This is a genomic window from Thioalkalivibrio versutus (assembly GCF_001999325.1).
In the GTDB taxonomy this organism is placed as follows: domain Bacteria; phylum Pseudomonadota; class Gammaproteobacteria; order Ectothiorhodospirales; family Ectothiorhodospiraceae; genus Thioalkalivibrio; species Thioalkalivibrio versutus.
Window position 1 is genome coordinate 22,405 of the sequence record NZ_MVAR01000004.1, and the last position, 12,695, is coordinate 35,099.

Genomic DNA, 12,695 nt, shown 5'->3' on the forward strand with positions numbered 1-12,695 from the left:
CGGATCCGGAGGGGGTGTGCTAGGATTTTCGGCGCTATTGTAACGGATCCCCGGCGCGGCGCATGTTCGCGTTTGGGCGATTGCCCGCAGTTCACCGTGGTGGAGACTCCATGTCCGATTTAGAGGCAGCGCAGCGCTACGTCGCCGGCGTGGACGAAGTGGGGCGCGGGCCGCTGGCCGGGCCGGTCGTGGCGGCCGCCGTCATCCTGCCGGAAGGCTACACCTGCCCCGGCTTGACCGACTCCAAGAAGCTCAGCGCGAAACGCCGCGAGACGCTGGACGTGCAGATCCGTGCCGACGCGCTGGCATGGTCGCTGGGCCGGGCCGAGGCGGCGGAGATCGATGAACTGAACATCCATCATGCGACGCTGCTCGCCATGCAGCGGGCGGCGGCCGGGCTCGCCATCGCGCCGGCACATCTGCTGGTGGACGGGCGCTTCACACCGCAGGGTCCCTGGACTGCCGAGGCGATCGCCGGCGGGGATGGCTCGGTGGCTGCGATCAGCGCCGCCTCCATCGTCGCGAAGGTGGCGCGCGACGGCTGGTTGCGCGATCTGCATCACGACTACCCCGATTACGGCTTCGATCGCCATTCCGGCTACCCCACGGTGGCGCATCGCGAGGCCCTGGAACGGTTGGGGCCGTGCCCGCAACACCGCCGTAGTTTCGGCCCGGTAGCGCGTGCGCTGGCGGCCCGTGAACAGGAGATGGGGGCATGAGCGAAGGCCATCCCGGTTTCGTACACCTGCGGGTGCATTCGGAGTATTCCCTGATCGACGGGCTGGTCCGCCTCAAGCCACTGGTGAACGCGGTGGTCGAGGGCGGGATGCCGGCCGTCGCGGTAACCGATCACTGCAACCTGTTCGGGCTGGTAAAGTTCTACCGTGCCGCGATCGCAAAGGGTGTGCAGCCCATCATCGGTGCGGACGTTCTGGTGCGCGATGCCCGCGCCGACGGCAGCCTGGCGCGCATGACCCTGCTGGCGCAGAACGATCCGGGTTACCGCAATCTGACCCGGCTGATCTCGCGCGCCTGGCAGGAAGGCCAGGAAAAGGGCATTCCGCGGGTGGACTGCGCCTGGCTGGATGCGGCCGCCGAGGGCCTGATCGCATTGTCTGGCGGGATCGACGGGTTATTCGTGAACGGTTCGGGGGCTGCGCGCGCGCTGTTGGCCGAGGATCTCGAGCCGTGGATGCAGCGCTTCCCGGGTCGCTTCTATCTGGAACTGGTGCGTAGCGACCGCCCGGGCGAAGAGGCCTGGATCGAACAGGCGCTGGCCGCGGCCGAGGCCTTCGATCTGCCGGTGGTGGCCACCAATGATGTTCGCTTCCTGCGGCCCGAGGACTTCGAGGCCCACGAGGCGCGCGTCTGCATCCATGACGGCGTGACCCTGGACGACCCGCGACGCCCGCGCCGTTACTCGGAGGCGCAGTATCTGCGTACACCCGAGGAGATGGCGGAGCGGTTCGCGGATATCCCCGAGGCCCTGGCCAACAGTGTGGCGATCGCGCGGCGCTGTTCGGTGAGCCTGACCCTGGGCGAGTCGGTCCTGCCGGACTTCCCGGTTCCCGAGGGCTATACGGTCGAAGACCACCTGCGCGAGACCTCGGCGCAGGGGTTGGCGGGGCGCCTGGAGCGCTTCTGCTTCGCGCCGGCGGCGGATTACGAGGCGCGCTTGCAGCGCGAGCTGGACGTGATCTGCCAGATGGGTTTCCCCGGGTACTTCCTGATCGTGGCGGACTTCATCCAGTGGGCCAAGGACAATGGCATCCCCGTGGGCCCGGGTCGTGGCTCCGGTGCGGGTTCTCTGGTGGCCTATGCGCTGGGCATTACCGACCTGGATCCATTGCGTTACGATCTTCTGTTCGAGCGTTTTCTCAACCCTGAACGTGTCTCCATGCCCGACTTCGATGTCGACTTCTGCATGGAGCGACGCGACGACGTGATCGACTACGTCGCCGAGCGCTACGGGCGCGACAAGGTCTCGCAGATCATCACCCACGGCACCATGGCCGCCAAGGCGGTGGTGCGCGACGTCGGGCGTGTGCTGGGCCATGGCTACGGTTTCGTCGACCGCATTGCCAAGCTGATCCCGTTTGAGCTGGGCATGACCCTGCAAAAGGCCCTGACCGAGAGCGCGGACCTCAAGACGCAGTACGACGAAGACGAGGAGGTGCGCGCGATCATCGATCTCGCGCAGAAACTCGAGGGCCTCACCCGGAACGCGGGCAAGCATGCCGGCGGGGTGGTGATTGCGCCGTCCGCACTGACGGATTTCTCCCCGCTGTACTGCGAGGACGACGGCGGCTCGCTGGTGACCCACTTCGACAAGGATGACGTCGAGGCGGTCGGCCTGGTGAAGTTCGACTTCCTCGGTCTGCGCACGCTCACCATCATCGACTGGGCGGTGGACAACATCCGCAAGATGGATGCCGCGGTACAGGTCGATCTCGACGCCATCCCGCTGGATGATCCCGAGACCTTCCGGCTGCTGAAGGACTATCAGACCACCGCCGTGTTCCAGCTGGAATCCGGTGGCATGAAGGACCTGATCCGCCGCCTGCAGCCGGACAGCTTCGAGGAGATCATCGCGCTGGTGGCGCTCTACCGCCCGGGCCCGCTGCAGTCGGGCATGGTGGACGACTTCATCGACCGCAAGCATGGTCGTGCCCAGGTGGAATATCCGCATCCGGATCTGGAACCCATTCTCCAGCCCACCTACGGCGTGATCCTGTATCAGGAGCAGGTGATGCAGATCGCCCAGGTGCTGGGCAATTACACCCTGGGTGGTGCGGATCTGTTGCGCCGCGCGATGGGCAAGAAGAAGCCCGAGGAGATGGCCAAGCAACGCGAGATCTTCCTCGAGGGTGCACTGGGGCGCGGTGTGGATGAAGGGGTTGCGACCTACATCTTCGACCTGATGGAGAAATTCGCGGGCTACGGCTTCAACAAGTCGCACTCCGCGGCCTATGCCCTGGTTGCCTACCAGACCGCCTGGCTCAAGGCGCATTATCCGGCGCCGTTCATGGCGGCGGTGCTGTCCGCGGACATGGACAACACCGACAAGGTGGTGGGGCTGATCGAGGAATGCCGCAATATGGGCCTGGAGGTCCTGCCGCCGGACGTCAATCAGTCGGACTACCGCTTTACCTGCCACGACGCGCAGACCGTGGTCTACGGCCTGGGCGCGATCAAGGGCGTTGGGGAGTCGGCCATCGACACCCTGCTCAAGGCGCGCGGCGAGGGCGGTGAATTCCACGGGCTGGTGGACCTGTGCCAGCGGGTGGATCTCGGCAAGCTGAACAAGCGTGTGCTGGAGACGCTGGTGCGCGCCGGCGCGATGGATCGGATCGGCGCCAACCGTGCGACGCTGCTGAACGACATCCCGATGGCGGTCGCGGCAGCCGAACAGAGCGAGCGCAATGCCAATCTGGGTGTGGTGGACCTGTTCGGGGATCCGGCTGCGGCCGTGATCCCGGATAGTGCGACCCTGGCCGAGATGGAGGACGACGATCGTCTGCGCGGCGAGAAGGACACCCTGGGGCTTTATCTGACCGGCCACCCGGTGGAGCGCTACCGCGCCGAGATGCTGCGCCTGACCGGCACCACGCTGCAGGCGCTGGAGGCCAAGCTGGAGGATCGCCCGGACGAGCCCCAGGGCCAGAAATGGCGGGGCAAGCAGGAAACCGTGCGCATCGCCGGTCTGATCGTCGGGGTGCGAGTGCGCAACACGCAGAGCGGGCGCATGGGCATCGTCACCCTGGACGACCGCAGCGGGCGGGCCGAGGTAGTGTTGTTCAACGACGACTTCACTACCTACAAGGACCGCCTGGAGCCGGATGCCCTGCTGGTCGCGGAGGGTACGGTCACGCTTGACGACTATGCCGGCGGGATCCGTATGCGGGCCCGTACCGTGTACAGCCTGGACGAAGCGCGGGTCCAGTGGGCCCGCGCGCTGCACCTGTGCCTGGAAGGGGTGGTTCCCGAGCAGGTGGCCCATTTGCGCGGGCTGATGGAGCCGCATCGTGAGGGGCCTTGCCGCGTGCACCTGTGCTATCGCCGTGACGGGCTGGAGGCGGATATCAGCCTGCCGGAGGGATGGACCATCCGCCCGGACGAGCGGCTGTTGCGCGGCATTCAGCAGTCGTTGGGTCCGGGTTGCGAGGCCGAGGTGCTCTACGGCCGGTAGGTGGAGCAAGGCATCACCGGTCCGGGAGCGGGGATCGCCGCAATTGGTTACAATTCGCGTCCTTCGTCGGTATCCACAACCAAGTCTTCGGGACCCTGCATGAATCCGGACTTTCTCGACTTCGAACAGCCCATTGCCGAACTGGAAGCGAAGATCCGCGATCTGCGCTATGTCGGCGACGATGCCGAGGTCAACATCCAGGAAGAGATCCAGCGCCTGGAAGGCAAGTGCCGGTCGTTGACCGAGAGCATCTTCGCCAAGCTGACCCCGTGGCAGGTCTCGCAGATGTCGCGGCATCCGCGGCGACCCTACACCCTTGATTACATTCCCGACTTGTTCGACGAGTTCGAGGAACTGCATGGCGACCGGGCGTTTGGCGACGACCCGGCGATCGTGGGCGGCGTGGCGCGCCTGGACGGACGGCCGGTGATGCTGATCGGGCACCAGAAGGGACGCCAGACCCGCGACAAGGTCTACCGCAACTTTGGCATGCCGCGTCCGGAGGGCTACCGCAAGGCCCTGCGCTTGATGGAGATGGCCGAGCGCTTTCGCATGCCCGTGCTCACCTTCATCGACACGCCGGGTGCCTACCCGGGGGTCGGGGCGGAAGAACGTGGCCAGAGCGAGGCCATCGCGCGCAACCTGCGAGTGATGGCGCGCCTCGACACGCCGATCATCGCCACGGTGATCGGCGAAGGCGGCTCCGGTGGGGCCCTCGCGATCGGGGTGGGCGACGCCACCCTGATGTTGCAGTACTCGACCTACTCGGTGATTTCGCCGGAGGGCTGTGCCTCCATCCTCTGGAAGAGCGCCGAAAAGGCCTCGGAGGCCGCGGAGGCCCTGGGCATCACATCGGAACGGCTGCGCGAGCTGGGGCTGGTGGACCGCATCGTGCCGGAACCCCTGGGCGGTGCCCACCGCGACCCCGACACCATGTCCTCCAGTCTGCGCGCCGCGCTTCTGGAAACCCTGGACGGCCTGGAAGGGCTGGACCCGGGCAAGCGCCTGGAGCGGCGCTATCGCCGGCTGATGGATTACGGTGCCTTCCAGGAAGCCGCTTCCTGATCCCGGTGCCGGGGCGCTCGATCCTGTAGCCGCGGCGCTGCGGGACTTCCTCCAGGCGCATCCCGGCTATCGCCAGGTGCGCATCGCCTTCAGCGGCGGTCTCGACTCGACCGTGCTGCTCCACGCCGCGGTGCGCCTGGGTATCCCCAACCTCGAGGCCATGCACGTGGATCATCGCCTGCGTCCGGACTCCGGCGAGCAGGTCGAGCACTGCCGCGCCTTTGCACAGGCACTGAACTGCCCGTTCCGGCTCCGTACCCTCGGCTCACTCGACACCCGTGGCTCCGGCGTGGAGGCCGCGGCGCGCGAGGCACGCTATGCGATGCTGCGCGAAGGGCTGGACGCTACGGGCATCATCCTGGCCGCGCAGCATGCGGACGATCAGGCAGAAACGTTCCTGCTGGCCGCCCTGCGCGGCAGCGGGCCCGAAGGGCTGCAGGCGATGCGGCCGCTGCGCCGCGAGGGCGAGACCTGGCTGGGGCGACCCTTGCTGGGCCTGCCCCGCGAGGCACTGGCCGCGTTGGCGGAGCAGGAGGGCCTCGACTGGTATGACGATCCCAGCAATCAAGATCCCCGATTCGACCGCAATTTCCTGCGCCAGTCGGTGCTGCCCTTGTTGCGGGAGCGATTTGATGGCGCGGCCGGGCTGGCGCGCGCTGCTGCCTGGCAGCAGGAGGCGGTCGGCCAGCTCCGTCAGCATTTCGGCGAGCTTCTGGAAGAAGTGCGGGATCGGCTGACCGGCAGCCTGGACCTTCAGGGTTTGCGCGGGCTCGACGCGGATAACCAGCGTGGCCTGCTACGGTACTGGCTGCGCGAGCAGGGCCTTCGGCCGCCCGGCCACGACCGCCTGGGTGAATTCCTGCGCCAGGTCCTCGTGGACAACCCCGAGGCCTCCCCCGCCGTGGAATGGGATGGCGGATGGATGCGGCGTTATCGCGATCAGCTGCACGCCGGGCCGAAGGAGGAGGCTGCGGGTCCGCCGCCCGAACAGCCCTGGCCGGCCGGTCAGCCGGAACTGATTCTGGCAGACGGGCGCCGCCTGACCCGGGAGATGCTGCCGCGGCTCGGCGTTGACCGCGAGGCCGCCCTCACCGTTAGCTATCGAAGCGGGGGCGAGGTGGTCGCCACCCCCGCCGGGCGCCGATCCCTGAAAAAGCTGATGCAGGAGCGCGGGATCGCCCCCTGGGAACGCAACCGGGTTCCGCTTTTGTGTCAGCTGGATGGAGCGATTGTGGCGGTGCTCTGGCCCGGGTTGGTTCACGCTGGGAGTTGACGCGCCTGTCCAAATCGGACAATTCTTGGGTCGTATTCAGGGGTGCGGGTGAGCGGTACGTGACAGGTTTCGCGGCACAATGCGGACGACGTACGGGCATGGGGGTGCTGGCGGCCGGGATGTTGCTGGCCGCGCCTCTGGCCGCGGACTCGCTGATGCTCACGACCGAGAGCTACCCCCCGTTCAATTTCGAGACGGAAACCGGCGAGCTGGACGGGATCTCCATCCGGGTGATGGATGCCCTGCTGGATGTCGCCCAGGTGGACGCCGAGATCCGCCTGCTGCCGTGGAGTCGGGCCTACGCCGAGGCTCAGTCGGACCCTGGTACCTGCGTCTTTTCCACCACGCGCACCTCCGAACGTGAAGACCTGTTCACCTGGGTCGGTCCTCTCGTGGAAAACCAGTGGCATGCGTTCGTGCTGGAGGGGTCCGATGTGGACGCGCAGTCTCTGGAGGATCTGGAACGCTACCGCGTCGGGGGCTATCGAGACGATGCCGTGGCGCTCTTCGTTGAGGGCCGGGGCATCCCCGTGGATACCGCACCGAATGACCGGCTGAATGCGCGCAAGCTTGCGGCCAACCGGATCGATGTATGGGTCAGCGGTGAACATCTGGCCCCGTGGTATGCCCGTCAGGAGGGGATCGGTGAACTCCGGTCCCTGTTCGCCTTCAACGATACCGTGATGTCCCTGGCCTGCCACCCGGAAACCGCGCGAGCCCCGCTGGATCGCATGCAGGAGGAACTGGATGCGATGCGTGCGGACGGGCGCTATGCGGCCATCGTGGAGGATGTCCTGGACAGCAATGGAGAGCGCAATGACTGACGCAGCCGAGGCCCGGACGGAATCGTCGGCCCTGATCGCCGAGGAGGTGCTGGGCTTTCAGCGCAACATGACGCGGCGCGGGATCATCTTTTCGTTCACTGGCTACATTTCCGAGGGCATCCTGAAGGCCCTGGGGGATGCACTGCGGCAGAAAATCCGACTGGAGTCCACCGATACGAAGACCGTGAACCGCGTCTTTTCGGTATTCGTGGAACAGGTGCAGAACGTGATTCGCTATTCGGCGGAGCGTATCGAGCACGACGCGGAGCCCCCCGTCGAGCTGAGCTCCGGGATGATTACCGTCGGGTCGGAAAACGGCCGCTTCTTCGTCATTTGCGGCAACGTGATCGGGCGCAAGGATGCCGACACCCTGGCCGTGCGCCTGCGTGAGCTCGCGGGCATGGACAGCGATGAGTTGCGCCGCTTTTACAAGGAAAAGCTGCGGGAACCACCGGACGAAGGCAGCAAGGGCGGCAGCATCGGCCTGATCGAGATCGCACGCCGGGCAAGCGAGCCAATCCAGTTCGACTTTCAGCATCTCTCCGATGCGCAATCCTATTTTGTCCTGAAGGCCTATATCTGATGGCAGTCGTCGAGACCATTGAACACAAGGCAACCGACCGCACCCCGGCCGTCGTTTTCGATTTCGCGGCGGGGCAGTACCGGCTGTCCGGCGAGTCGTATCCGGAAGATGCCGCGAACTTCTACGGCCCGCTGACTCAGGGGTTGCGGCAGGCGATCGAGGACCGGGCCAGCGACGAGGTGGAGTTCACCGTGGAAATGATCTACTTCAACAGTTCGACTGCGAAGGCATTGATGAACATGTTCCAGATCCTGGAAGAGGGCGCCGAGTCGGGTCTGAAGGTGCGGATCAACTGGTGTTACCACGATGACGACGAGACCATGGAGGAGTTCGGCGAGGACTTCTCCGAGGATTTCGAACACGCTGACTATCGAATGTGTCCGCTGACATGAAGGCCCCCTCCCGAGAGGACCCGATGAATCCTGCTACCCGGCCACGGGAGGGCCAGGAAATGGAGAGGCTCGCGGACTTCTCCCTGTTCGAGCAGGAAAAGTCCGTCATGCAGCGCTCCGAGCAGATGCTCGAGGCGCTGGATGCGGTAGGCGATGGCGTGAAGGTGCTCGCCAAGGCCTATTCCGAGAGCTATCGGGCGCAGCGTCGCATGATGCGCATGAGCGACCGCATGCAGGCGGATCTGCAGGAGGCCAACCGCCAGTTGCGCGAGCAGGCGGAGCACCTGGCACAGCTCAACAATGCATTGTCCGACGAGGTGCGCGAGCGCGAGCGCCTGACGGCCGAGCTGGAGCGCCTGGCGCTGGAGGATGCCCTGACCGGCCTGTTCTCGCGTCGCCGGGTGATTGACTGCGTGGAGGGCATGGCGGATAGCGTCGGTGAGGAATCGCGTTCGCTCACCGTGATGATGCTGGATCTCGACGACTTCAAGGCGTTGAACGACACCCACGGCCATGCCGCCGGCGATTTCGCCCTCGAGAGCTTTGCCGACATCCTGCGGGGCGAGCTGGGGGCGGAACAGTACGCTGGGCGCATGGGTGGGGAAGAATTCCTGGTAGTGGCGGCGGATCTGGATTCCGAAGCGGCAGTCGCGCTGGCCGAGCGCATTCGCTCGTCGGTGGAGAATGCATCGCTGCACTGGAAGGACGAACCGCTCGCGCTGGCGGTTTCCATTGGTCTGGTTATCACCACGAACCCGTGGCCGGACGCGGGCGAGCTGGTGGCTCTGGCCGATGACCTGCTCTATCGGGCCAAGAACGAGGGACGCAACCGTGTCATCGTGCAAATGCACGGCGAACGCGGGTGATGGCGGGCGGCACCCGCCGGAATCGTAGCCTTGTCGCCAAGCTGGCCGTCGCCACGCTGCTGGCGGCGCTGGCGCTGAGCCTTCTCAGCAGCGCCTATGTCATTGCCTCAGACTGGCATGCCTTCCGGGCCGAGACCGGGGAACAGATCGACCGTCTGCAACGCCTGGTAGAACCACCCGCCGCCGAGGCGGCCTTCCAGTTGAGCGCCGCCCAGGCCGATTCCCTGGTCCAGGGCCTGCTGGTATTCGATAAGATCCGGCGGGTCGAGATCCTCGACGACTTTGGCAACACCCTTGCGGAGGATGCCCAGGAACGCACCCAGACCGGTGGCGAATGGGCGCACTGGCTCTTCGGTGATCTGCAAACCCATGAGCGTGAGCTGCGCCACCCTGGTACCCGCGGAAATATCCAGGGCGTGGGCGTCCTGCGCGTGGAACTGGACCCCGGCGTGCTGGGGCGGGCCTTCGTCAACCGGCTGCAGACCGGGGTCGTTACCAGTGTGACCCAGGCGGTGATCGTCTCTCTGGTGGTGGTTGTACTGTTCTATCTGCTGATGCTCCGTCCGATGTTGAAGATTTCGCGTGCGGTGGCGGACACCGATCCGGAGCAGCCCGCGCACTGGCCGATGCCGCGCCTGGGCCATCACGAAAACGACGAGCTGGGGGCGCTGGGGCGTTCGCTGGATCGTTTGCTGCGGGCCTTTCAGGCGGGGCTGGACGCGCGCGACGGGGCCCGGGGCGAGCTCAAGGCCCTGAATGCGGACCTCGAGCGGCGCGTCGAGGACCGCACCCGGCAGTTGGAGGCCGAGAAATCCGAGACGGAACGGGCACTGGCTAAGGTGGACGAGGCCAACCGTGAGCTTGAACGCAGTAATCGCCTGGTGGTGGAGAGCATCCGCTATGCTCGCCGCATCCAGACCGCCATGCTGCCGGACAAGCATTCCCTCGATGGTCACATGGACGAGGTGCAGATCTACTGGGAGCCTCTGCACCTGGTGGGTGGCGACTACTTCTGGGTCGAGGCCATCGACGGACACAGCATCCTGGTGGTGGCGGACTGCACCGGCCACGGTGTACCGGGTGCATTCATTACCCTGGTGGTGGCCTCGGCGCTGGATCGCATCCTGCACGAACACCGCTTGCTGGAGCCCTCGGCCATCCTGCGCGAGATGGACCGACTGGTACGCTCGCGGTTGCGTCAGGATGGCTATGACTCCGACTCGGACGACGGGCTGGAGGCCGCGGTCTGCGTGTATCGTCCGGAGGACCGCAAGCTGGCCTTTGCCGGGGTCGGGCTGCCGTTGCTGATCGACCGCGGCGGCGAGGTCGAGGAGATCCGGGGCGTACGCGGCGGCCTTGGCTACCGCAGCCTGGAACCGGCCCAGCCCGTTGACCACGAGGTCGACGTGGAGCCGGGCACCGAATTCTTCCTGATCACCGATGGCGTGCACGATCATGTCGGCGGAGAGCCGCCGCGATTGTTTGGTCGGCGGCGGTTGCGCCAGGTGCTGACGGACAAGAGTGGCCGCGATCTGTCGGCCAAGATCGATGCCGTGGTCCGGGTGCTGGAAGATTATCGCGACGGCGAGCCGCGGCGTGACGATATGACCCTGGTGGCCTTCCGGCCGTTGTCATCCCGGGCTGGAAACGAGGCACTGCCCCCACCTTCCGATTGAGCGGGGGCGGGTGCTCTGGTACTCTCTCAGGGGTTTTCCGCCTGCCCCGGATTGCGTGTGCGAACCGGGGCAGGGTGCTTGTCAGCTCCCAGCCAGGTTTCCCGCATGACGCGTTTTGTTTTCATTACCGGAGGCGTGGTCTCGTCTCTGGGCAAAGGTATTGCATCCGCCTCGCTGGGGGCGATCCTGGAGGCGCGTGGCCTCAAGGTGACGCTGCTCAAGCTGGACCCGTACATCAACGTGGATCCCGGCACCATGAGCCCGTTTCAGCATGGCGAGGTGTTCGTCACCGATGACGGCGCCGAAACGGACCTGGATCTCGGGCACTACGAGCGCTTCGTGCGCATTCGCACCTCGCGCCGCAACAATTTCACCGCCGGGCAGATCTACGAGAACGTGATCCGCAAGGAGCGTCGCGGGGATTATCTCGGCGGCACGGTGCAGGTCATCCCGCACATCACCGACGAGATCAAGCGCTCGATCCACGAGGGGGCCGGCGACGCCGACATCGCCCTGATCGAGATCGGCGGCACGGTCGGTGACATCGAATCCCTGCCGTTTCTCGAGGCGATCCGTCAGATGGGCGTGGAGCTGGGGCACGACAACGCCCTGTTCATGCATCTGACGCTGGTGCCCTATATCGAGGCGGCCGGCGAGATCAAGACCAAACCGACCCAGCACTCGGTCAAGGAACTGCGCTCCATCGGTATCCAGCCGGATATCCTGCTGTGCCGCTCCACCCAGGCGATCCCCGAGGGTGAACGGCGCAAGATCGCGCTGTTCACCAACGTCGAGGAGAAGGCGGTCATCTCTGCAGTGGACGTGGACAACATCTACAAGATCCCGCTGTGGCTGCATTCGCAGAAGCTCGACGAGATCGTGCTGCGCAAACTCCATATCGAGGTCCCGCAAGCCGACCTTTCGGACTGGAAGCACGTGGTCAATGCCATGGAGTTCCCGGAGTCCGAGGTGACGGTCGGCATGATCGGCAAGTACGTCGATCTGACCGAGTCGTACAAGTCGGTGAACGAAGCCCTGACCCACGCGGGCATCCAGGCGGGTACCCGGGTCCGGATTCGCTATCTCGATTCGGAAAAGCTGGAAGGGGCCGAGAACGAGGCCGTTCGCGAACTCGAGGGCCTGGATGCCATCCTCGTTCCGGGTGGCTTCGGTGAACGCGGCGTGGAGGGCAAGATTGCCGCGGTGCGCTACGCCCGCGAGAACGATGTGCCCTATCTTGGAATCTGCCTGGGTATGCAGGTGGCGGTCATCGAGTTTGCGCGGGATGTGGTGGGGCTGGAAGGTGCGCACAGTACCGAGTTCGCCCCCGACACGCCGCATCCCGTCATCGCGCTGATTACCGAGTGGCAGGACAAGGAAGGCCGCATCGAGCGGCGCGATGCCGACAGTGACCTTGGTGGCACCATGCGTCTCGGCGCCCAGAGCGCGCGCCTGACCCCGGGGTCACGCATTGCCGAGGCCTATGGTCGCGAAGTGGTGGGAGAACGCCATCGTCATCGCTTCGAATTCAACAACGCCTATCGTGAACGCCTGGAGGCCGCAGGTCTTCGACTCTCCGGGGTCTCGGAATCCGGCGAACTGGTAGAGGCTGTGGAGCTGGCCGACCATCCGTGGTTTGTGGGCTGCCAGTTCCATCCGGAATTTACCTCGACGCCAAGGGATGGCCACCCGCTGTTCACCGCGTTTGTGTGTGCCGCCCGGGATTACCAGGATGCCCGCGAACCGGAAACCACCACGGCGCTGACGGAATAGGCGCCCGTTCGCTTTTTTGTGGCCGCACCCGGAGGGTGGCGGCCACCAGACAGG

Annotated in this window: 10 protein-coding genes; all 10 read left to right on the plus strand. The window is 65.6% G+C overall.

Features of this window, described 5'->3' with window-relative positions:
• The first annotated feature begins 110 nt into the window (after positions 1-110).
• The 10 genes from rnhB (at position 111) to B0684_RS01220 (ending at position 12,641) form a co-directional block, all read left to right on the plus strand.
• Positions 111-719: a ribonuclease HII gene (gene rnhB / locus B0684_RS01175; RefSeq protein WP_018650082.1), complete on the plus strand. Its 609-nt coding sequence runs from the start codon at positions 111-113 to the stop codon at positions 717-719.
• Positions 716-4,189, plus strand: coding sequence for a DNA polymerase III subunit alpha (dnaE, locus tag B0684_RS01180; RefSeq protein ID WP_018169858.1), 3,474 nt, complete (start codon positions 716-718; stop codon positions 4,187-4,189). Before rnhB ends, dnaE begins: the two co-directional genes overlap by 4 nt.
• A gap of 99 nt (positions 4,190-4,288) precedes the next feature.
• Positions 4,289-5,254, plus strand: a complete 966-nt coding sequence (locus B0684_RS01185; protein WP_018145590.1) for an acetyl-CoA carboxylase carboxyltransferase subunit alpha — start codon at positions 4,289-4,291, stop codon at positions 5,252-5,254.
• Between the two features lie 76 nt (positions 5,255-5,330).
• The gene (gene tilS / locus B0684_RS01190; protein WP_018650083.1) at positions 5,331-6,527 is read left to right on the plus strand and encodes a tRNA lysidine(34) synthetase TilS; all 1,197 of its coding nucleotides are present in this window, start codon (positions 5,331-5,333) and stop codon (positions 6,525-6,527) included.
• A 98-nt stretch (positions 6,528-6,625) separates the two neighbouring features.
• Complete coding sequence (locus tag B0684_RS01195; protein ID WP_018169856.1) at positions 6,626-7,351, plus strand: substrate-binding periplasmic protein; 726 nt, start codon at positions 6,626-6,628, stop codon at positions 7,349-7,351.
• Positions 7,344-7,934: a SiaB family protein kinase gene (locus B0684_RS01200; protein ID WP_018145593.1), complete on the plus strand. Its 591-nt coding sequence runs from the start codon at positions 7,344-7,346 to the stop codon at positions 7,932-7,934. Before B0684_RS01195 ends, B0684_RS01200 begins: the two co-directional genes overlap by 8 nt.
• Positions 7,934-8,326 carry a DUF1987 domain-containing protein gene (locus B0684_RS01205; RefSeq protein ID WP_018169855.1) on the plus strand — a complete coding sequence of 131 codons (393 nt, stop codon included), beginning with the start codon at positions 7,934-7,936 and terminating at the stop codon, positions 8,324-8,326. The genes B0684_RS01200 and B0684_RS01205 overlap by 1 nt, the downstream gene beginning before the upstream one ends.
• Positions 8,327-8,385: 59 nt before the next feature.
• A complete protein-coding gene (locus B0684_RS01210) occupies positions 8,386-9,192 on the plus strand; it encodes a GGDEF domain-containing protein (RefSeq protein ID WP_018169854.1) in 807 nt (268 codons plus the stop codon).
• Positions 9,192-10,868, plus strand: coding sequence for a SpoIIE family protein phosphatase (locus B0684_RS01215; RefSeq protein WP_018650084.1), 1,677 nt, complete (start codon positions 9,192-9,194; stop codon positions 10,866-10,868). Before B0684_RS01210 ends, B0684_RS01215 begins: the two co-directional genes overlap by 1 nt.
• A gap of 105 nt (positions 10,869-10,973) precedes the next feature.
• Positions 10,974-12,641, plus strand: coding sequence for a CTP synthase (locus B0684_RS01220; protein WP_018650085.1), 1,668 nt, complete (start codon positions 10,974-10,976; stop codon positions 12,639-12,641).
• The last annotated feature ends 54 nt before the right edge of the window (positions 12,642-12,695 follow it).